Consider the following 21528-nt stretch of genomic DNA (forward strand, 5'->3'; position numbering starts at 1 on the left):
CGCCATCCGTTTTTTCTTGAAGATTCTATGAACAGGCAAACGCCGCCCGTTGCCGCGGCACATCTGGATGAGGAAGCGCAACACGAAGTTACCCGCCTCTGCGTGCAGTCGGCGCTGTTGCTGCTGCAATACGGCGCGGAGAGCAATCTGGTGGTCGGGGTTTCGACGCGGCTCGGCTATGCCCTCGGCGCGACGCGGGTGGAATGCACGCTTACCGCCAATTCGATTGTCTTGACGACGGTTTTTGACCGCTATTGCATCACCACCGCGCGGCGCAATGTGGACCGCGGCGTCAATATGACGGTGGTCAGCAGCGTGCAGCGCATCATGCTCGCCGCCGAGGAAGGGCGGCTTGACCGCGTTGGCGTGCATGAAGCGCTGGAGGCGGTGCAGCAGCGGACGCAGGTGTATCCGCCGTGGCTGGTGCTGGTGATGGTCGCGCTGTCCTGCGCCTGCTTTGCCCGCCTCTCCGGTGCGGACTGGCCGGTGTGCGCGCTCACTTTTGCCGCCAGCGTCTGCGGGATGCGGGTGCGGCAATGGCTCGGCGGCCTGCATTTCAATGCGATGCTGGTGTTTATGGCGACGGCGTTTGTTACCAGTCTCATCGCCGGGCTGGGGCTGCGTTTTCAGGTGGGCAACGACGCCCATATTGCGATGGCGTCTGCGGTGTTGATGCTCGTCCCCGGTTTTCCGCTGATCAATTCGCTTTCGGATGTGCTCAAGGGCTTCATGAATATGGGCATCGGCCGCTGGGCGCTGGCGACGGTACTGACGCTTGGCTCGTCGCTCGGTATTGTCATGGCGCTTGCCGTGCTGGGTATTGATAACTGGAGCAGTACGGCGGTGGCGCGTCCGGCGTTGCGTGCGCTGCTTGATGCCGCATGGTTGTTGGCGAACGATTGGTTTTTTGCCGCCATTCCGGCGGTCGGTTTTGCGCTTTTGTTTAATGTGCCGCCGCGCGCGCTCAAATTCTGCGCGGCGCTGGGCGCGCTCGGCCACGGCACGGCGACGCTATTGAAGCTCGCGCAGGTAACGCCGGTTTTTGCGACGTTTTTTGCCGCCGCCCTCGTTGGCTCGCTCGGCGTCTGGCTGGCGCAGCGTTATCACCGCGCGCATCCGAAGGTGTTTACCGTTGCCGCCGTCATCCCGATGTTCCCCGGCATTCCCGCGTACAAGGCGATGCTGGCGCTGGTACTCATTGAGAAGGAAGGCTATTCGCCGGAGCGCTTCGCGGTGATGGTCGATCAGTTCGTGCAGACGGGCTTTTTGCTGTCGGCGCTGGTCTTTGGCCTCGCCCTGCCGGGGCTGCTATTTTACCGGCAGAAGCCGGTGGTTTGATTTTTTAACCTGATAAAAGAGGCAATTATGCAAGAGACAAAACCCGGCCACACGTCGCGCTGGCGTGCGTTCGTATCACGTTGCCGCGAACGTTGCCGCAAACTCGTCCATGACGCGCGGGCGTCTGCCGTCGCCAGTTGGCACGCATTCGTGGCGCGCTGCCGCAGGCTTCCCCGTGATACGGCAGTCTATATCGCCACCACCTGGCGCGCGCTGTCGCCGGAAAGCCGCAAGAAAATCAAACAGGCCATCGCCGCCTTCGTCATTTCCGTTGTTCTCGCGCTCGTGGTCGCGGGCGAGGGCTTCAGCTACGCGCAATATTGCACGCTGTTTCTGCTCTTTTTCGCCATCCAGCTCTGGATTACCGAAGCGGCGCCGCCGTTTGCCGTCGGCGTTTTCATCGTCGGCTTCCTCGTCTATGCGCTCGGCAATGCGGACGGCATTGACGTCGGCCAGTATGTGAAAACCTGGTCGGACGGCATCATCATCCTCTTTCTCGGCGGCTTCTTCCTCGCCGAAGGGATGCAGAAAACCCGCCTGGATTACAAGCTGCTGCAAAAGCTGCTGCCGCGTTTCGGCCAGCAGGCGCGCTATATCCTCCTCGGCCTGATGCTCACCACCGCCTGCATTTCAATGCTGATGAGCAACACCGCCACCACCGCGATGATGATTGCCACCGCCGCGCCGCTCTATACCAACAGCAAGGGCAGTTTTTCGCGCGCGCTGTTGCTCGGCATTCCGGCGGCGGCGTCCATCGGCGGCATGGGCACGATTATCGGCTCGCCGCCGAACGCGATTACCGTCGGCGCGCTGGCCAAACAGGGCATACATGTCGGCTTTCTTGACTGGATGATTGTCGGCATGCCGCTCGCCATCATCCTTACCCTCGTTTTTTGGCGCATCCTCGTCAGCGCCTACAAAATCGGCAAAGATCCGCTCGACACCAGCTTCCTCACCGCACCCAGCGATGAGGCGCCCGCGGTGAATGCCCTGCAAGAGCAAATCATGATAGCCATCCTCGTCCTGACCCTGTTCTTCTGGATGCTGGGCAAACAGCTTTTTGGCATCCCGACTGCCGCCGTCTCCGGCATTCCCATCGCCGGGCTGACGCTTACCGGTATTTTGACCGGCAAAGACGTGCGCGCCCTGCCGTGGGACACGCTGATGCTGGTCGCAGGCGGTCTCGCGCTCGGCCTTGCCATCGAAGAGCAGCACCTCGCCACCTATTACGTGGAAAAATTGAAGCACGTGCAGATTGACTACACCGTACTCGTCGTCCTCTTTGCGCTGATTACCGTCAGCCTGTCGAACTTCATGAGCAACACCGCGGCGACCGCCATCCTCATCCCGGTCGCGCTTTCCTCGACCGCGCTCATTGGCGACCACAACCCGATTGCGCTGCCGCTGATTATCGGCCTGTCGGCATCGTGCGCGCTGTTCCTGCCGGTCTCCACCCCGCCGAACGCCATTGCCTACAGCACCGGCCTGCTCAAGCAGTCTGAATTCCGCCTGGGCGGCGTGAGCGTTGGCCTGATTGGCCCGGCACTCATCATCCTCTGGGTGCTGATGACAAACGGCAGCTAAGACCCACGAGCAAAGCAAAAACCCCGCTGATGCGGGGTTTTTTGTCTATCGTCGGTTTTTAGGGATGCGGAAAACGCGGCAGGATAGCGGTTATCGCGGGGCGGTGCCATAGCGTGATTTGATGATGTCCGTGTTGTCAGCCGCGCGGCTTAGCAATATCCATGCCAATGCGGTAAACTGCGCGGTATAATTCATCATAGAGGCTTGTTCATGACGTATTTGACCTGGAAGGCGCTGCATATTATCGGTATGGTGTGCTGGTTTGCCGCGCTGTTTTATTTGCCGCGGTTGTATGTTTATCACGCGATGGCGCAGGATGACGGCGAGGAAGCTACGATGCGCCGCTTCTGCGTGATGGAGCGCAAGCTATACATCATGGGGCATATCGGCATGGGGCTGACGCTCGTCTTTGGCGGGCTGCTGCTCTGGGCAGGCGGCTGGGCGTTCTTGAAGGGGCAGGGCTGGCTGCACGCAAAGCTGGTTTTGGTCGCGGGGCTGGTGGCGTATCAGGTTTTTTGCGGGCGCATCAACCGCACGTTTGCCGCGGGACGCAACCGCCGCAGTCATGTGTTTTATCGTTTTTTTAATGAGGTGCCGAGCGTGGCGCTGATTGGCATTGTCCTGTTGGCGTCGCTCAAGCCGTTTTGAGGAGGTTTTATGGTTTCTGCTCCGCTTTCCGCCGATATTGGCAGTTTTCAGCAGCACGGCAGCGCGTTTTGGGATGTGCAGGGGCCGTACCGCACGCTGCATCAGATTAATCCCGCGCGTTTGCAGTTCGTGGAGCGTTTTGTGGTGTTGTCGGGCTTGCGCGTGCTGGATGTGGGCTGTGGCGGCGGTATTTTGAGCGAGGCGCTGGCGGAACGCGGCGCGTCGGTGCTGGGTATTGATCTTGCAGAGAGCGCGTTGCAGGCGGCGGAAGCGCACCGCGCCGGGCAGGCGGTCGAATACCGGCTGGAGTCCAGCCGCGAGACGGCGGCGCGCGGCGAGGTGTTTGACGTGGTTACATGTATGGAGATGCTGGAGCATGTCGCCGATCCGGCGGCGGTCTTGCGCGATATTCACGCGCTGTTGAAACCGGGCGGTTGGGCGTTTTTTTCGACGATTAACCGCACGTTTAAAGCCCGCCTCGGCGCGGTTTATGCTGCCGAATACCTGCTGCATCTCGTGCCGCAGGGCACGCATCAATACGACTGGTTTATCAAGCCGGCGGAGCTCTCGCGCATGGCGGAACGCGCCGGGCTCACGCCTGTCGCCTTCTGTGGCATGGATTATTTGCCGCTGCGGCAATCGGCGTGCCTCTCGCGCAATCTCGACATCAATTATTTGTTCGCCGCGCGCAGGGAGGCGGCATGAGTGCGCCGTATCAGGCGGTGTGGTTCGATTTGGACGGCACGCTGCTCGACACCGCCCCCGACCTCATCGCTGCGGTCAATCGCGCGCTGGTGCAGCATGGTCACGCCCCCGCGCCGCCGGAAGTCATCTTGCCTTATGCCGGGCATGGTTCGCGCGCGATGCTGATGCACGCCCTTGCCGCCGCCGCGGATGATCCGCGCCTGCCCGCCTTGCAGGAGGCGTTTTATGCCGATTATTTACAGCATATTGCCGACCACACCCGCTGGTTCCCCGGCATGGAAGATTTGCTGGCGGCGCTGGAGGCGCGCGGCGTGCTGTGGGGCGTGGTGACCAACAAGCTGGAGCGCTTCACTTATGCCATCGCCCGTCATTTTGGTTTTGAGTTGCGCGCGGCGGCGCTGGTTTGCGGCGATACGCTGGCAGTCGGCAAACCTGACCCGGCGCCGCTCGTCTATGCCTGTTCGCTGGCGGGGGTGCGGCCGGAGCGCTGCATCATGATTGGCGACAGCAACGCCGACGTGCAGGCCGCCAGCCGCGCCGGCATGCCGTCGATTTACTGTGATTATGGCTACACCAGCCGCGCCGAACTTACCGCCGCTGACCGCCCGCTGGCGTTCGTGCCGGATGTCGCCGCGCTGCGTCCTTATCTTTTGGGAGTTGAACCATGAAAACCATCCTCCTCACCGGCGCCTGCGGCGGTATCGGTCAGGCGCTCGCCCGCGCGCTGGACGCCGAAGGCTATCACCTGCTGCTGCTTGACCTTGACCCGCTCTCGCTGGAAGCGCTGGACGGCGAATTGCGCGGCGACCACACGCTAGTGCCGTTTGACCTGTGGCGCAGCGGCTACGACGCCTACACCCGCCTCGCCAAAATGATTGCGGAAGACCACGGCAAACTGGACGCGCAGATTCATCTGGCGGCGGTTTGCGGTGGCCTGCGCCCGCTCATTCACGACGCGCCGGAAAGCTGGCTGCAAGGGCTGCAAGTGAACCTGACCGCGCCGCTGTGGCTGTTCCAGACGCAGCGTGAACTGCTGGAGGCAGGCACCAACCCGCGCGTCATCTTCAGTCTGCACAGCCAGCACCGCGTGCAAAGCGCCTACTGGCACAGCTATGGCGTCGCCCAGGCGGCGCTGGAAAAACTCATCGCCACCCTGCACGCGGAAAAACACGCCTATCCGGCGATTGGCTTTGCCACCGTGGACCCCGGCTGGGTGGATACCCCCTTGAGCCGCGCCGTCTACCCCGCTGGACAGGCGCATTGGCGCGCTGCTGAAGCGGCGGTGCCGCTCTATCTGGACGCCCTGCGCGGCAACCCTGAACCGCTGGAACAACACCACGCATGAAGAACGACACCCGCCTTGCCCACGCCCGCGACGTCTTGCGCCTCGAAGCTGACGCCGTGCGCGCGCAGATTGACCACCTCGGCGCACCCTTCCTCGCCGCCTGCGAGCTGCTGCTCGCCACGCGCGGCCACGTCATCGTTACCGGCCTCGGCAAATCCGGACATATCGGCGAAAAAATCGCGGCGACGCTCGCCAGCACCGGCACGCCCGCCTTCTTCGTCCACGCCGCCGAAGCCGGACACGGCGACCTCGGCATGATTACCGCCGACGACACCATCCTCGCCATCTCCTACTCCGGCGAAAGCCAGGAAATCCTGATGATGCTGCCCATCGTGCGCGCCCTGGGCGTAAAAACCATCGCCCTCACCGGCCGCCCGCAGTCGAGCATGGCGCAACAGGCCGACCTGCACCTGCCCGTCGTCGTCGCAAAAGAAGCCTGCCCGCTCGGCCTCGCGCCGACCACCAGCACCACCGCGACCCTGGCGCTTGGCGACGCGCTTGCCATCACCCTGATGCAGGCGCGGCAATTCAATGAACAGGACTTTGCCCGCTCGCATCCTTACGGCAGATTAGGGCGGCGCCTGATGACCAAAGTCGGCGACGTCATGCGCCGCGACGCCGCCGTGCCGCAAGTGGCGCGCGACGCCAGCGTACAAACCGCGCTCTTCCAAATCACCGACAAAGGGCTGGGCGTCACACTGGTCAGCGACGGCGACCGCCTGCTCGGCATCTTCACCGACGGCGACCTGCGCCGCGCGCTGGAAAAATACCCCGACGCCTTACAACGCCCCATCGCCGAAGTGATGACTCGCGCGCCCCAAACCACCGCGCCCACCGTGCTCGCCGCCGAAGCACTACAACACATGGAAGCGCGCCACATCACCGCGCTGCCGGTACTGGACGGCGAGCGCATCGCCGGCATCATCCACATCCATGACCTGTTGCGGGCGGGAGTCGCGTGATGGCATTTATAGCAATCCACGCAAAGCCCTGTACGGTGTTGCGCCGCCTCGCCGTACAAAAGCGTACTGTCTTCGGCGGCGCGCCTTGTACAGAACCTTGCGTGTATCGCTATACATACGCCACGAGCGCTCACCTGTATGTAAAAAGAAAGATCATAGGGTGCGCCTTGGCGCACCGCCTGCCGCATATCGCAAGCGTCATCCGCTGCCCCTCCCCCACAGGGAGAGGGAGCCTATGGATCGCGGAGGCGCGCCCATGAACCGCCGCAATCTCCTCTGGATTGCCGCAGCCGCCATCGTCGCCCTGTGGTGGTGGCAGCGCGAAAACCGCGGTGCCGTCCTGCCCCTTGCCGAAGACCCGGTGCGCCTGTCGCTCACCAACAGCACCCTCTACCAATACGACGCCGACGGCGCACAAGTGAGCGTGCTGCACAGCCCGCAGGCCGAACACCTGAAAAACGGCGAAGACCGCCTGGACCAGCCCGAAATGCGCGTCCGCCTGAAAAACGGCGAACGCAGCCTGCGCGCGGCATTGGCCGAACGCAACGCCGCCAAAAACCGCATCACCCTGAGCGGCGGCGTCGTCGGCGAACAGACAAGCGGTACGCACCACTACCACGTCACCACCGCGAGCCTGCACTACCACCCCGAACAACAGCAAGCCGAAACCGCCGACCCGATAACCCTTACCAGCGAAACCAGCCGCACCGAAGCCATCGGCGCGCGCTGGGACATGAACACCAACCACTTCACCCTCGACCACAACCTCAAGAGTACCTATGAACCTGCGCCCTAAACACCTCGCACTCGCGCTCCTTGCTGCTGCCACCGCCGTCGTCGCCCAAAACAAAACCACCAACAACCCGCAACAACTGCCGATTAACCTCAAGGCAGACAGCGGCGAATACGACGCCAACGCCGGCATTGCCACCTACACCGGCAACGTCGTCGTCACCCAGGGCGAAATGAACCTCAAGGGCGACAAAATCGTCATCCGCCTGCAAGAAGGCAAAATCCACAGCATCGAAAGCTGGGGCAAACCGACCACCTTCCACTACGTCCCCGCCAAAGAACCGCCGATTGATGGCAGCGGCCAATACATGAAATACACCGTGCCGACCTCCACCGTCGAAATCGACAAAAACGCCCACGTCAAACAAGACAAAAACGAAACCCGCGCCGACCACATCACCTACGACCTCAAACGCGAACACGTCACCGGCCGCGGCGTGAACATGACCTTCCAGCCGAAGACAAAATGAACGACGAATCAAAAATCTGCCGCTGAAAAAGCCCCTCTCCCTCTGGGACAAGCATTGCTCGCGAAGCGAGAGAGGGGTTGGGGTGAGGGCAGCCACAGCGTTGCCACCGCCAAAGCCTATACCCACAAGCCAAACCAAACCATGCTCATCGCCGAACACCTCGAAAAAAACTACCGCAAACGCCGCGTCGTCAAAGACGCCAGCTACCAAGTGGACGCCGCACAAGTCGTCGGCCTGCTCGGCCCGAACGGCGCGGGCAAAACCACCAGCTTCTACATGACCATCGGCCTCGTCCGCCCCGACCGTGGCCGCATCCTCCTGGACGGCCAAGACATCACCGCGCTGCCCGTGCACCGCCGCGCCCAGCTCGGCCTCTCCTACCTGCCGCAAGAAGCCAGCGTCTTTCGCAAACTCAGCGTGCGCGACAACATCCTCGCCATCCTCGAACTCGCCACCGACCTCAACAAAACCGAACGCGAAGCGCGCGCGCACGAACTCATGCAAGACCTCGGCATCGCCGACCGCGCCGACACCCTCGGCCAAAGCCTCTCCGGCGGCGAGCGCCGAAGATGCGAAATCGCGCGCACCCTCGCCTGCAACCCGCGCTACATCCTCCTAGACGAACCCTTCGCCGGCGTGGACCCTATCGCCGTCGGCGACATCAGAAACATCATCACCCACCTCACCGATCGCGGCATCGGCGTACTCATCACCGACCACAACGTGCGCGAAACCCTAAAAAGCTGCGACCGCGCCTACATCCTCTCCGACGGCGCCATCATCGCCGAAGGCAGCCCTGCCGAAATCGTCGCGCACGAAGAAGCGCGGCGGGTGTACCTCGGCGAAGACTTCACCCTCAACTAACCCGGCATAAGGAACATGCAACAAAACCAAAGCCTTGACCTCAGCCTCAAACAAGGGCTAACCCTCACCCCGCAACTCCAGCAGGCCATCAAGCTGCTCAACATGAACAGCTTGGACCTGCAAGTCGAAATCAGCGCCATGCTGATGCAAAACATCATGCTGGAGCGCAAAAACGACAGCCTGCAAGAACGCGGCAGCGGCAGCGACGAAAACGAAAACAGCGAACACGACCCCGACAACGGCCTGATCCAAACCCTCTCCGGCGAACTCGAATACGACAGCACCTGGGACGAACACTACGACCACGACTGGAAAGACCACCAGCCCTACCACGAAGAAGAAAGCAACCTCGAACTCTACCTGAGCGGCCGACCCGACCTCGGCGCCTGGCTCGAAGAACAAATTAACCAAATGCCGCACCTGAGCGAAGCGCGCCGCCGCGCCGCCCTCATCGTCGCCTTCGAACTCGACGACGACGGCTACTACCGCGCCGACAACCACAAACTCGCCGAACAATACCAACTCAGCGCCGCCGACATCGCCGACGGCCTGCGCATCGTCCAACAATGCCAGCCGACCGGCATCGCCGCGCGCGACCTCGAAGAATGCCTCAACCTGCAAATTGCCGCCCTGCCGGCAGATACCCCGTGGCGGGAAGAACTACAAAAAATCATGCAGCGTTACTTCGGCTTCATCAGCAAAAACCCGGCGATGATCCGCCAGCGCCTCGGCATGAATGAAGCCACCTACAACCACGCCATTGCGCTCCTGCGCAGCCTCGATCCGCGCCCCGGACAAAGCTACACCGAACAGGCGCCGCAATACATCGAACCCGAAATCATCGTCCGCGAAAAAAACGGCATCAGCTACATCGAAACCGGCGAAAACATCCGCCCCGAACTCACCATCAACCAGGACTACGCCAAAATCGCCGAAATCGCCAAAGGCGCGGACAAGACCCTGCTGCAAGCCCAACTGCAAGAAGCGCGCTGGTTTCTGACCGCCATCGACAAACGCGCCGACACCATCCGCCGCGTCGCCCACATCATCGTCGCCCTGCAACAAGACTTCTTCCAAGAAGGCGAAGCGGCGATGCGGCCGCTCTCCCGGCAAAAAGTCGCGGAAATGCTGGAAATCCACGAAAGCACCGTCAGCCGCGCGGTCAATGGCAAATACCTCATGTGCAAACGCGGCATCTACGAGCTGCGCTACTTCTTCTCGGCACAACTCGAAAACAGCGAAGGCGACGACCAATCCATCATCGCCATCAAAGCGCTGATTGCCGAAATCATCAACGGTGAAAAACCCGAAAAACCGCTCTCCGACCAAAAAATCACCGACCTGCTCAACGAACAGGGACACAAAATCGCGCGCCGCACCGTCACCAAATACCGCGAAAGCATGGACATCCCGACGACGACGCTCAGACGCAAACGCTGAAGCGGAGGGCAAAACCGCGATAGCGGAAGCCCACGATATCTAAAAGCCTGTGCAAAATCGCGGAGAAGTTATTTTTTAGCGTTCTGCGTCGTGAGCAAAGCAAGGCAAGCCGCCGGGTAGAACACAGACCTTGTTTACACTTTAACCTAAACACGTTGTTTACACCGAGGGGTTTCCGGGCGGGCAATCTCGCGCCATTGTGTCAGCGGTTCAATCCTGCCCGTCCGGTCGTTGAGAAAGCCAAGCGGATGAGAGCGGTAGCGCACTTCCCACACACCGTCGCCGTACGGCAGAAGCGCTATCCGCTCGCCCGCAAGCAGCGCGCTTGCATGTACCATCCGTCCGCGCCATTTGATTTCTCCGCTTTGCCGTACGCTGCGAATGAGCGCCTGGCTGTCGTATTCGTATGGCACGATGCGCCCGGTGTATGCGCGCGGCGACGGTCGGTACAGGGCCGATGGCACCGCGCCGCCCAACCCTTCATGCATGCGTTCTTCGTTGTATTCTTTCATAAATGCGTCGAGGCGCATCCGCAATGTCGAAAGCTCCTCCCGCACGCTGTCCACCCCTGCCAGCCATGCTTTCAAGCTGCGGTGCATGCGTTCGTGTCGGCCATTTTGTTCGGGATGCCCCGGGTTAGTGCGCTCCACCCGGATGCCTAAGTCTATGAATTGTTTGGACAAGCAGCTCAATCCACCCAGGCTGCGCGCGGCAAAGGGTGCGCCGTTGTCGCTCAGGATGCTCCAGGGCATGCCGTTTTCGGCAAACAGCCGCTCGAACTGCGGCCAGACGCCTGCGTAAGCAGTACTGGCAAGTCCATGACAACACAGCAGTTTGCGGCTGTAGTTGTCGCTGACGGTCAGCGGGAAGCAGCGTCCGCCGCGCATGGCGAAATCCCCCTTGAAGTCCACACTCCAGCTTTGGTTGGGCGCATCGGCGGCGGTAAACGGGCTGGCATCGGCGCTGATGCCGCGCCGGGGCTTGCGCGCTTTGACCAGGCCAGCGCGCTTGAGGATGAGGTCACCGGTGCTGTCGGCAGGCCAGGCCTCATGCGGCGCACGGCGGCGCAGCAGGGCAAGCAGCTTTTTCGCACCCCAACTGGGATGCTCGCGCTTGGCGGCGCAGAGCAGCTCGCACAGGCGGGCATCGGTGGCGCGTGGGCAGCCTGCCGGGCGGCTGGAATGGTCGGCAAGGGCGGCCATACCGCCCTGTTTGAAGCGCACAATCCATTTGTCGCCAGTCACGCGGCTGATGCCAAACTGGCGGCAGAGCGCGATTTTGCTGTATTTCTGGCTGAGCCAGGCGTTGATGAACATTTCTCGTTGTTGCATGACGTTCGTTTGTCTCCAGGGCATGGGTATCTCCGAGGGGGCGATACCGTGATGTTGGATGTAAACGAGGTCTTTAGGTTGTTTTGTAAAGGAGGTCTTTGGGTTGTACCCCGATATGTCCCCTCCCCCTGTGGGGGAGGGTTAGGGTGGGGGTAGCAAGCAATTGAAAAATTGGAAATTCATCTCGCAAGCTGCATAAGCTCACTCACCGTCCGCTACGGGTCTCGCCCTGCGGGGAAGCGGCTCTTTTATACCTAAGAACGTGTTCATTGTCTCAGACTCTGCTGTAAACTATCGGCATGAACAGAAAAACCTACCCAAGCGATATCAGTCGCGGGCAATTTGCGCCTCTCCTTCCCCTGCTGGAAAGTGCCCGTAAACGCACAGCGCCACGCCAGGTGGACTTGTACGATGTCTCGTGCCACTCTCTATCTGCAACGCACTGGCTGCTCCTGGCGCGCTTTGCCGGGCGATTTCCCCAAATGGCGCACCGTGCATTCCTACTTCCAGAGATGGACTGAGCCACGCGAGAGTGGTATCAGCATCCTTGAGGAAGTATTAAAAAAATCAGGTAGTTGCGGAGCGCCGCAAGCAGGGACGCAATGAAGCAACCACTTTCCTGATTATTGATGCGCAGAGTGTGAAGAACACGGATACGGCCATGAAAAAAGGCTACGATGCGGGCAAAAAGGTTAGCGGTATCAAGCGGCATATAGCGGTTGACACGCAGGGTTTGCCGCATGCGCTTGCGGTAACGACGGCGGATATTACGGATAGAAAAGGCTGCCTGCTAGCCTTGGAACGTGACAGGGATAATCTTGGTGCGGTACAAAAAATCCTTGCTGACGGTGGTTACACGGGTAAGGCATTTGCTTCGTCGGTACAGGAGTTGATGGATGCGGAGGTAGAGATTGCCAAACGAAACGAATTGCACCGTTTTGCAGTATTGCCGAAGCGATGGGTAGTAGAGCGCAGCTTTTCCTGGTTGGAAAAGAACAGACGGCTTTGGAAAAACTGCGAGCGTAAGTTGAGTACCAGTCTGCAAATGGTCGTTTTGGCTTTCTTGGGAGTCCTGCTACGAAGATTATGAACACGTTCTTACACACATCCGGACAGGGAATATTTGCTTGTCAGCTTCAATAAGGAGATGAGTATTTATAGTCAAAACCCAGAAAAATGATATCAGTAACCAGGATTGATCGTTGCACTATAAAAAACGCCAAGCGGCGAAAATACTGGGCTATAGGACGGAAGCCACAGCACCGTATGTCCCTCAGCCTTTAACGCATCCAGCGTGTCCTGCCGTTTGTGGAAAGGGGCGTTGTCCATCACGATCACGCTGCACGCGGGTAGTTCCGGCAGCAGGATTTCTGTCGCCCACGTGTGGAAAACATCGCTGTCTATGCTGCAATCAAAGGCAGTGAAAGCAAATGGCACCGTGCCGCACAGGGCGCCGATAACGTTGGTTTGTGCCTTGCTCCATCCAGATACCCCTACGTATTTTTGCCCGTGTGGTGCATAGCCGTAAGGACGGGAAATGTCTTTTCTGAAGCCGCTCTCATCGATATAAACAAATGGATGCAGACGTTCTTCGTAGACACTTTTTACTTCGAGGAATTCACGGCGTTTTTCTTCGTCTGCCTTGCGGTGGCGGAAGTCTTTTTTTAACGGTGATGCGATAGCGCTTGAGCGCCTTCCAGATACCGTTTTGTGAGCAGCCCAGACGTGCAGCTCTTTCCCATTGATAGTCATCAGGGTGCTCGGCCACGTCTTGCCGGATGACTTCTTCTGTGAGCAGGCGGGGCGTAGAACGGCGGCTGCCTTTGGGTTGTGGCTGTTTCTTCCAGGTAGCTAGGGTGTTGGGGCTGATACGGTGTCTGGCCGCTACTTCGCGATAGGTGCTATTTTCGAGTTCTGCAAGGATTCTTTTACGGATATGGGCTGGATAGGCCATGATTTTGATGGTTACTGTTTTCCTGCTTTTTAACTATATCTACGTTCAGTCACACCCTTGCGGCTCATCTTGCTGCAAGCCGTCCAGAATCGCGCAGGCGGGTGTGTCGTCACCGTGGCAGGCGTCGTGCCAGCGCTGTAATTCCGCCACCATCGCCTGCAAGTCGCCGATTTGTGCGCGCAGGGTGGCAATGTGTGCGGCGGTGAGCGCTTTCACTTCGCTGGCGTGGCGAGTGGGGTTTTCCTGCAAACGCAGCAGGGTAGCGATTTGTTGCAAGGAGAAGCCGACGGCGCGTGCGTGTCGGATGAAGTGCAGGCGGGCGAGGTCGGCGCTGTCGTAACTGCGGTAGCCAGCGGCGCTGCGCGTGGCGGGCGCGAGCAGGCCGCGTTTTTCGTAATCGCGGATTTGTTTGGCGGATAGACCGGTGTGGCGGGCGGCGGCGCTGATGTGCATGGGGGTTGACCTTGTCTGCGGGTAAAGGTTTATAGTGCCACCCGACGCGGGGGCATGCAAGCGCGCGTCATTTTTTCTGTTTGTTTCTCAAGAGGTTTTTATGCAACACATTACTTTGAATATCGACGGCATGACCTGCAACGGCTGCGTGGCAAGCGTCACCAAAATCCTGCAAGGCGTGGACGGCGTGGCAAGCGCGGAGGTGAGCCTCGCCGACAAGCGCGCCGAGGTGGCGTTCGATGCGGAGAAGACCAGCGTTGATGCGCTGATTGCCGCCGTGGAAGACGGCGGTTATGACGCTTCCCTATAAAGAAAAGAGATGCCCCCGCCGCCCGGCGGGGTTTTTTCTGCTTGACCCTGACCCTGCGTCAAGCCTCAAGATGCGCCTAACTATTCACAGAGGAACATTCCATGCAACAAAAAATCCGCTTCCAGATTGAAGGTATGACCTGTCAGGCCTGCGCTTCGCGCATTGAGAAAATGCTGAATAAGAAAGACTTTATCGAATCGGCGGGGGTGAACTTCGCCAGTGAAGAGGCGCAGGTCACGTTTGACGACAGTAAAACCAGCATCGCTGACATCATCGCCATCATCCAGAAGACCGGCTACGGCGCACAGGAAAAAACGGAAGAGTTACCCCAGGCCGCACCAGAAGCGCATATCGGCTGGCGGCTGTGGCTGCTCTTTGCCATCAATATCCCCTTTCTTATCGGCATGGCGGGGATGCTCGTCGGGCGGAATGACTGGATGATTTCGCCGTATGTGCAGTTTGCACTCGCCAGTATCGTGCAACTGTGGCTCGCCGTGCCGTTCTACAAAAGCGCTTGGGCCAGCATTAAGGGCGGGCTGGCCAATATGGACGTACTGGTCAGCATCGGTACCGTCGCTACCTACGCCTATTCCACCGCCATGCTCTTCTTTGCCCCGCACGGCGAACATGGTCTCGCACACGGCGGACAAATCTACTTCGAGGTAGGGGTGATGGTTATCGGCTTTGTCTCGCTCGGCAAATACCTCGAACACCGCGCCAAAAAAAATAGCCTGAACAGCCTCAGTCTCTTGCTCAAACTCACCCCGCCGCAAGTCATGGTCGAGCGCGATGGCCACTGGCAAACCCTGCCGCTAGATCAAGTGCAAATCGGCGACCACATCCGCGCCAATCACGGTGAGCGTATCGCTGCCGACGGTACCGTTGAGAGTGGCAGCGGCTGGGCGGACGAAAGCCACCTCACCGGCGAATCGCGTCCTGAAGCCAAAGAAGCGGGTAGCCGCGTCCTTGCCGGAGCGCTGATGAGCGACGGCAGTATTACCTACCGCGCCGAACAGCTCGGCAGCCACACCCTGCTCGGTGACATGATGAACGCCCTGTCCGAAGCTCAGGGCAGCAAAGCACCGATTGCGCGTCTCGCCGATAAAACCGCTGCCATCTTCGTGCCGACCGTCGTTGCCATCGCCGTTGCCACCTTCATTCTCACTGGTTTCATTAAAGACGATTGGACGCGCGCATTGATGCATGCCGTTGCCGTGCTTGTCATCGCTTGCCCCTGCGCCCTCGGTCTCGCCACCCCCGCCGCCATCATGGTCGGCATGGGCAAGGCCGTACAGCGCGGTATCCGCTACAAAGACGCCGCCGCGATGGAAGAAGCCGCGCACGTCAATACCGTCGTTCTCGACAAAACCGGCACCCTGACCGAAGGGAAACCCAGTATTGTCGCCGCCTATACGCCTGCTGGCGACGAAGACAATCTCTACCGTCTCGCCGCTGCCGTCGAACAACACGCCACGCACCCGCTCGCCCGTGCCATCGTGCAAGCGGCACAAACGCGCGGCCTCGACTTGCCGGAAACCCACGACGCCAAAACTGATGCTGGTGCAGGCATTCATGCAGAGATCAAGGGCGTCGGCAGCGTCAAAGTCGGCAAGCCTGACTACTGTGGCCTGCAACTGCCCGCCGGCCTTGACTCCATCTGGCAGACTGCCAGCATTGTTGCTGTTGCCGTGGACGACCGCCCGCTTGGTGCCTTCGCCCTTGCCGATACGCCAAAAGCCGATAGCGCCGCTGCCATCGCCCGCCTGCATGCGCACGGTATCGCCACACACATTATGAGCGGTGATACGCAAAACACCGTCAGTTACATCGCTACCCAACTCGGCATTACCCAGGCTACCGGTGGCATGAGCCCGCGTGACAAAGCTGCCGCCGTACAGGCGCTCAAAGCTGCTGGAAAGGTAGTCGCAATGGTCGGTGATGGTATCAACGACGCGCCCGCACTTGCTGCCGCCAACGTTAGTTTCGCCATGCAGGATGGGGCGGACGTCGCTGCGCACACCGCTTCTGCGACCCTGATGCAGCACAGCATCAATCAACTGGTGGATGCGCTGCTCATCAGCCGCGCCACCCTGAAAAACATCAAACAAAACCTGTTCTTTGCCTTCATCTACAACGTGCTGGGTATCCCGCTTGCCGCATTCGGCTACCTCAATCCTATTATTGCCGGCGCAGCAATGGCGCTGAGTTCCATCTCCGTGCTGGGCAATGCAATGCGGCTGAAACGGGCAAAAATTGAGTAATTAAATAGGCATAGGTGTCTACTTAACGCTCGAGACTGAATTGAATGAGAGGTATGGTTTTTTCTGCGCTGTTCGTGGCGCAAAGACGTTTTGGCCACTGGCGACACATTTATAACCATGAATGTCCACACCAAGCACTGGATATGGTAATTCCCGCAGAACACCTCTATCAGCCTGGTCGGCCGCTTTGCGCTAGGGTCTGCTGACAAGTAAATCTCTAACCATATTAGGGTCTGTTGACCTTAGAACGTGTTCATTGTCTCAGCCTCTGCTGTAAACTATCGGTATGAACAGAAAAACCTACCCAAGCGATATCAGTCGTGAGCAATTTGCGCCTCTCCTTCCCCTGCTGGAAAGTGCCCGTAAACGCACAGCGCCACGCCAGGTGGACTTGTACGATGTCTCGTGCCATTCTCTATCTGCAACGCACTGGCTGCTCCTGGCGCGCTTTGCCGGGCGACTTCCCCAAATGGCGCACCGTGCATTCCTACTTCCAGAGATGGACTGAGCCACGCGAGAGTGGCATCAGTATCCTTGAGGAAGCATTAAAAAAATCAGGTAGTTGCGGAGCGCCGCAAGCAGGGTCGCCATGAAGCAACCACTTTCCTGATTATTGATGCGCAGAGAACGCGAGCTGGATAATCTTGGTGCGATACAAAAAATCCTTGCTGACGGTGGTTACACGGGCAAGGCATTTGCTTCGTCGGTACAGGCGTTGATTGGTGCGGAAGTAGAGATTGCCAAACGAAACGAATTGCACCGTTTTGCAGTATTGCCGAAGCGATGGGTAGTAGAGCGCAGCTTTTCCTGGTTGGAAAAGAACAGGCGGCTTTGGAAAAACTGCGAGCGTAAGTTGAGTACCAGTCTGCAAATGGTCGTTTTGGCTTTCTTGGGAGTCCTGCTACGAAGACTATGAACACGTTCTAAGCCCATCCATCTACTAAACGACGCCGCTATTCCTCGGCGTCTTTTTTTGGTGCGGGGGCGTAGTAGCTAACGAGCAGGAGCAGTACGCCGACGCCGATGAAGGAGACGATGCGGGCGATGCCGTTGCTGTCGCCCAGTTCGACGACGAACAGTTTGACGACGACGATGCCCATCAGTGCCGCGCCTGCCGTCCACAGGCGGCGTTGTTGGCGGCGGTGGCCGCTCGCCATCAGCGCGATGGCACCCAGCGCCCAGGTGAGGCTGAGGCTGGCCTGCACGCCAAAGGAGGCGAGGAGGTCGTGCACGCGCCAGGGGACGCCGAGGTAGTGGTGCCAGAGGCGCAGGATGTCGAGGCTGATGATGATTCCGCCGAGGACTGCCAGCGGCAGGGCGCGCGGCAGGCTTGCCGTCCAGACAGCGAGGTCGCTTTGTTGCCACCAGCGCCACAGCAGCCAGAGTGCGGCAAGGCTGGTGATTTCCAGCGGGTTGGCGAAGGGCAGGTAGGGCAGGGGCGGGCTGCCACCGCTGTGGTGCAGGTTGTAGTAGGCGAGTGTCGCCAGGATGAGCGCGACCAGCGGCAGGGCGGCGACGCCGTGGTAGGTGTCGCGGTAGCGCTCTGTCCAGGGGAGCAAGGCGGGCAGGGTCGGCAGGGTGAGTGCCAGTAGCGGCGCGGCGAGGAGCGCGGGCATGTGCCACAGGCTGTCGATGCCGAAGGTGGCGACGGCGGTCGCGCTCGCAAGGCGCATCAGGTTGAGGGTGTGCAGGTTGTAGCCGAGGGCGTGCAGCCACGGGCGGATGCGGGCGACGCTCGGATGCGGGTCGCCCTCGCAGCGCGTCAGGGTCAGGGCGTGCAGGGCGATGGCGGCGAGGTTCACCAGCAGCCATTCGCCGCTGGCGGCACTGGCGGGATGGTAGTAGCCGCTGAGGATGAGGAGCAGCGGGTAGAGCGGCAGCCAGGCGAGGGCGAGGCGGCCGGCGTCGCGCCAGTCGAAGCGGCTTAGGCCGTGCAGCAGCGCGGCGACGATAAATAGCGCCCATACGGCGTGGCTTTCCGGGAAGGGAGCGGCAAGCCAGGGTTCAATGGCGTAGAGGAGTTTGGTGCTGCCAAAGAGGAGGAGCGGGGTCGCGACGATGTAGTGCCGTGGGTCGTAGCGGCGTTCGTGGTCGTGTAGCCAGGCGGTGGCGAGCATGGTGAGGGCGACGAGGGCAAGGCTTGCCGGGTGTTTATCGGCAAGGAGCATGGCGAGGCTGCTGCTGAGGAGGGTCAGTATGTTGAGGGTTATGGCATAGACGCGCGGCGCCGGATGCGGTTCGTCGTGTTCGCCGGTGCAGTAGGCGTACTGGATGAGGGAGAGGAGGAAGGCGGTCGCGGCGATGAATGGCGCGGCCCATTCTGGCGGCAGGGCGAGGAGCGGTAGGGCAACAGCGGCGCTGTAGGCGGCGATGGCGCTGCCGCGCTGGCCAATGGTTTCCCAGGGCGGCACGGGTTCGCGCGCGCTTTGCCACCAGCCGAGGATGTTGGCGCTGCCGCAGGCGGCGATGATGAGGGTAATGCCGAGCGAGCCTTGCAGCAGGGTTTCGCCGTAGGGGGTGGGGCGGTAGGTGGTGATGAGGGTGAGCAAGGCGAGGGCGGCGAGGGCGAGTCCTGCCTGGCGCGCGGTAGGGTTGGCGAGGCGCAGACCGAGGTGGTACACGGCGCTGGCTTCGATTAGCCAGATGGCGGCCGCCCAGGCGAACGGCAGGAAGAGCAGCGGCAGGGCGAGGGTTATCAGGATGGTGGCAAGGAAGGTCGCGGCGAGCAGGTTGCGTTCCCAGTCGGCGCGGGCTTCGTCGTTGTTGTGGGCGGCGATGAGGAGGATGGCGCTGCCGCTCATGGCGGTAATCAGCGTCGCGCTGGCTGCGCCTTGCAGGATGATGGCCGCGTACGGGGTGAGGCGGTAGTGCGCGAGCAGGGCGACGGCGGCGGCGAGTTGCAGCGTGAGCGCGCCGAGGCGGCTGATGGGGTTCTTGTGGCGCGTGGCGAGGTAGTAGACGAGCGCCGCTTGCAGGCTCCAGCTGCTTGCCGTCCAGCGGCCATCGAGGGTGAGCGGGATGGCCAGCACGGCAAAGAGCGCGGCGAGGATGAGGCTGGCTTCATGCAGCGGGCGCATTTCTTCGTCTTGCCGCGCCAGCAGGGCGACGCCGCCGTACCACAGGGCGAAGGCGAGCGCTGACCACGCCGCGCCGTAGGGCAGGTGGGCGGCGAGGCTGTATTGCAGGCCGTAGCAGCCAAGCGCAGTCGCGCAGAGCAGGGTGCTGTCGAGGTTGCCGATGCGCTGGAAGCCGCGCAGACAGTAGTCGAGGAGGGCGGTCAGGCTGGCGTTGTTGGCAAGCGTCGGCGGGTCGTCCGCGGCGGCGCGCTGGCGGCAATAACGCCAAACGATGGCGGTATAGAGGACGAGGTGGTAAATGAGGAAGGGTTCGACGCTCATGAACTGCGCCGGGTCGTAAGCCGCGCTGCCCCAACTGCCGGCGATGGCGAGCGTGCCGCTGAAGCCGATGAGGTTGAGCGAGCGCCATGCCTTGTAGCGGGCAATGAGGGCGACGCCGCTGTTCAAGAGGGCGAGATAGGCAAAGAGCGCGAGATAGTTGTTGCTGCCGCTGGCGGTGAGTACCGGCGCGGCAAGGCCGCCGATGAGGGCGATTTGCGCCAGCACCCGCGCATTTTGCAACACGGCGAGGGCAACCAGCAGCGCGGTGGTGGCGCTCATCAGCGCGAAGGCGACGGCGGGGTCGAGCAGGGCGTGCAGCTTGAGTGCGGCGAGCGCGGTGAGATACAGGATGGCGAGCGCCGCGCCCTGAATGGCAAGGGCGTAATCGCGGCGTTTTGTGCGCAGATGCCAACCGGCGGCGGCAAGCACCGCAGCGGTGGCGGCGACGGCGCAGTAGCGCAGCGGAATGGAGATGTGAACGCGCGTCGAGGCGTAGCGCAGCAGGAAGGCGAGGCCGAGGAAAAGGATGGCGATGCCCGCTTTCAGCAGCAGGTTTTCGCTGAAGAATGCGGCGAGGCGCGAAGGCTTGTTGTGGCGGACAGACGCGGGGCGCGGTTTCGGCGGTGGCTGGCGACCGGCGACGAAGGTGTTGTCGTCGGCGGGTGTGGGAATGGGGTGGGATTTGGGCGGTCGGGCAGGCTTCGGTGGCGCGGCGCTTGCGGCGGCTTTGGCCGGAGTCGTGATGAGGTCGTCAAGGTCGGGCAGTTGCCAGTCGTCGGACGGCGCTTCTGCGATAGATTCTGGCGGCGGAAAACGCTTCGGCATCTCGGCGCTGACCGCCTGCGGCGTTTCCGCCAGGCGCAGCGGCATCGTATTGACGGCGCGTGGCTGATGGGCGACCTTCGCCTGCAGTTGTCGTAGCTCGCCGCGCAGCGTGTTTACTTGTTGCTGCAAATCATAGACGAGCTGGCGCAGCGTGCTGATGTCATCGGCGGCGGGTTGCGGCGCTTGCGGGCGCGTGCCGTAAAGGACGAGTGCGGCAATAATGCCGAGCGCGCTGAAAATGCCGTTGCCGCCGAGGAAAACATCCGCAGCCAGCGCTCCCGGCAAAATGACACAAAAATAAAGAACCGAAACCGCGCAGCCGCTCATAACCTCGTGCTCCAACGGGCGGGCAAATAAAGGGCGAGGAAAACGGCGGCGACATTGGCAAGCATCAAGACGACGTCTTGCGCGCTGAGATTCTCGCGCAACTGCGCCAGCATCATCGGCAACATCGTGCCGTGCATCTGCCGCAGCGTATCAAAACCGAGATACCACACCGTCTCGCCGACAAAACGGGCGAAACTCAACAGATAAACGAGCGGCAGCGCGGCAAGGCTGAAGGCGAGCGGGCGGGCATAGCGGGTGATGGCGAGGGTAAATGCCGCCGAGATGGCGGCAACCAGCGGATAGACCCAGTGAAAATGCGTGGCGACGGCGGCCAAGGGAATGAGGTGCAGCACGGAAATATCGAGAAGATAGTTCGCGGCGAAAAGGGCAAGCGATTTGAACATGGGCGACTCCCTGCGATTAAGATGCGGTTCATCTTAACACTACGCGGGCGGATTCCAGCGGCTCCCATTGGGAACCCGTTTAATATCTGCCAGAAGCACCTTCACCGCTGCGGGCTT

Annotated in this window: 19 protein-coding genes and 2 pseudogenes; 15 read left to right on the plus strand and 6 right to left on the minus strand. The window is 60.8% G+C overall.

Features of this window, described 5'->3' with window-relative positions:
- Nucleotides 1–27: 27 nt before the first annotated feature.
- The 11 genes from EL199_RS13660 (at nucleotide 28) to rpoN (ending at nucleotide 10148) form a co-directional block, all read left to right on the plus strand.
- The gene (locus EL199_RS13660) at nucleotides 28–1338 is read left to right on the plus strand and encodes a threonine/serine exporter family protein (RefSeq protein ID WP_004139914.1); all 1311 of its coding nucleotides are present in this window, start codon (nucleotides 28–30) and stop codon (nucleotides 1336–1338) included.
- A gap of 27 nt (nucleotides 1339–1365) precedes the next feature.
- Nucleotides 1366–2922: an SLC13 family permease gene (locus EL199_RS06570; protein WP_081447798.1), complete on the plus strand. Its 1557-nt coding sequence runs from the start codon at nucleotides 1366–1368 to the stop codon at nucleotides 2920–2922.
- Between the two features lie 210 nt (nucleotides 2923–3132).
- Nucleotides 3133–3570, plus strand: coding sequence for a CopD family protein (locus EL199_RS06575; RefSeq protein WP_004139916.1), 438 nt, complete (start codon nucleotides 3133–3135; stop codon nucleotides 3568–3570).
- Nucleotides 3571–3579: 9 nt separating this feature from the next.
- Entirely contained in the window at nucleotides 3580–4275 is a 696-nt protein-coding gene (gene ubiG / locus EL199_RS06580; protein WP_004139917.1) for a bifunctional 2-polyprenyl-6-hydroxyphenol methylase/3-demethylubiquinol 3-O-methyltransferase UbiG, read from the plus strand.
- A complete protein-coding gene (locus EL199_RS06585) occupies nucleotides 4272–4943 on the plus strand; it encodes an HAD family hydrolase (protein ID WP_004139919.1) in 672 nt (223 codons plus the stop codon). Before ubiG ends, EL199_RS06585 begins: the two co-directional genes overlap by 4 nt.
- Nucleotides 4940–5620 (plus strand): SDR family NAD(P)-dependent oxidoreductase, encoded by a 681-nt coding sequence (locus EL199_RS06590; RefSeq protein WP_004139921.1) that lies wholly within the window; start codon nucleotides 4940–4942, stop codon nucleotides 5618–5620. Before EL199_RS06585 ends, EL199_RS06590 begins: the two co-directional genes overlap by 4 nt.
- Nucleotides 5617–6582 carry a KpsF/GutQ family sugar-phosphate isomerase gene (locus EL199_RS06595; protein ID WP_004139924.1) on the plus strand — a complete coding sequence of 322 codons (966 nt, stop codon included), beginning with the start codon at nucleotides 5617–5619 and terminating at the stop codon, nucleotides 6580–6582. The genes EL199_RS06590 and EL199_RS06595 overlap by 4 nt, the downstream gene beginning before the upstream one ends.
- Before the next feature lie 256 nt (nucleotides 6583–6838).
- Entirely contained in the window at nucleotides 6839–7378 is a 540-nt protein-coding gene (lptC, locus tag EL199_RS06600; protein WP_126316037.1) for an LPS export ABC transporter periplasmic protein LptC, read from the plus strand.
- On the plus strand, nucleotides 7362–7844 hold the full coding sequence (gene lptA / locus EL199_RS06605; protein WP_004139927.1) for a lipopolysaccharide transport periplasmic protein LptA: 483 nt from the start codon (nucleotides 7362–7364) through the stop codon (nucleotides 7842–7844). The genes lptC and lptA overlap by 17 nt, the downstream gene beginning before the upstream one ends.
- Before the next feature lie 141 nt (nucleotides 7845–7985).
- The gene (lptB, locus tag EL199_RS06610; RefSeq protein WP_040354558.1) at nucleotides 7986–8708 is read left to right on the plus strand and encodes an LPS export ABC transporter ATP-binding protein; all 723 of its coding nucleotides are present in this window, start codon (nucleotides 7986–7988) and stop codon (nucleotides 8706–8708) included.
- 15 nt (nucleotides 8709–8723) lie between these two features.
- A complete protein-coding gene (rpoN, locus tag EL199_RS06615; RefSeq protein ID WP_004139929.1) occupies nucleotides 8724–10148 on the plus strand; it encodes an RNA polymerase factor sigma-54 in 1425 nt (474 codons plus the stop codon).
- 146 nt (nucleotides 10149–10294) lie between these two features.
- On the opposite strand, the gene EL199_RS06620 is transcribed toward rpoN, so the two are convergent.
- Complete coding sequence (locus tag EL199_RS06620) at nucleotides 10295–11503, minus strand: integrase core domain-containing protein (protein WP_126316038.1); 1209 nt, start codon at nucleotides 11501–11503, stop codon at nucleotides 10295–10297.
- A gap of 275 nt (nucleotides 11504–11778) precedes the next feature.
- On the opposite strand from EL199_RS06620, the pseudogene EL199_RS06625 reads away from it, so the two are divergent.
- A pseudogene (locus EL199_RS06625) lies at nucleotides 11779–12569 on the plus strand (IS5 family transposase).
- 92 nt (nucleotides 12570–12661) lie between these two features.
- Here EL199_RS06625 and EL199_RS06630 read toward each other — a convergent pair.
- Genes EL199_RS06630 through EL199_RS06640 form a run of 3 tightly spaced genes read right to left on the minus strand, consistent with a single transcriptional unit; the run spans nucleotide 12662 to nucleotide 13886 of the window.
- Nucleotides 12662–13210, minus strand: a complete 549-nt coding sequence (locus tag EL199_RS06630) for a transposase (RefSeq protein ID WP_391527313.1) — start codon at nucleotides 13208–13210, stop codon at nucleotides 12662–12664.
- Nucleotides 13098–13433: an IS630 transposase-related protein gene (locus tag EL199_RS13665; protein WP_081447799.1), complete on the minus strand. Its 336-nt coding sequence runs from the start codon at nucleotides 13431–13433 to the stop codon at nucleotides 13098–13100. Before EL199_RS13665 ends, EL199_RS06630 begins: the two co-directional genes overlap by 113 nt.
- Nucleotides 13434–13478: 45 nt before the next feature.
- Entirely contained in the window at nucleotides 13479–13886 is a 408-nt protein-coding gene (locus EL199_RS06640; protein WP_004139931.1) for a MerR family DNA-binding protein, read from the minus strand.
- Between the two features lie 100 nt (nucleotides 13887–13986).
- Between EL199_RS06640 and EL199_RS06645 the strand changes: the two genes are divergently transcribed.
- From EL199_RS06645 to EL199_RS06655, 3 genes and pseudogenes are all read left to right on the plus strand, one after another.
- Entirely contained in the window at nucleotides 13987–14196 is a 210-nt protein-coding gene (locus EL199_RS06645; protein WP_004139932.1) for a heavy-metal-associated domain-containing protein, read from the plus strand.
- A 101-nt stretch (nucleotides 14197–14297) separates the two neighbouring features.
- Entirely contained in the window at nucleotides 14298–16457 is a 2160-nt protein-coding gene (locus EL199_RS06650; protein WP_004139933.1) for a heavy metal translocating P-type ATPase, read from the plus strand.
- Between the two features lie 286 nt (nucleotides 16458–16743).
- Nucleotides 16744–17373: pseudogene (locus EL199_RS06655) on the plus strand (transposase).
- Nucleotides 17374–17410: 37 nt separating this feature from the next.
- Here EL199_RS06655 and EL199_RS06660 read toward each other — a convergent pair.
- The gene (locus tag EL199_RS06660) at nucleotides 17411–21007 is read right to left on the minus strand and encodes a DUF2339 domain-containing protein (protein ID WP_004139934.1); all 3597 of its coding nucleotides are present in this window, start codon (nucleotides 21005–21007) and stop codon (nucleotides 17411–17413) included.
- Entirely contained in the window at nucleotides 21004–21411 is a 408-nt protein-coding gene (locus EL199_RS06665) for a hypothetical protein (protein WP_004139935.1), read from the minus strand. Before EL199_RS06665 ends, EL199_RS06660 begins: the two co-directional genes overlap by 4 nt.
- Nucleotides 21412–21528: the final 117 nt, after the last annotated feature.

This window comes from Cardiobacterium hominis (assembly GCF_900637305.1).
Classification (GTDB): domain Bacteria; phylum Pseudomonadota; class Gammaproteobacteria; order Cardiobacteriales; family Cardiobacteriaceae; genus Cardiobacterium; species Cardiobacterium hominis.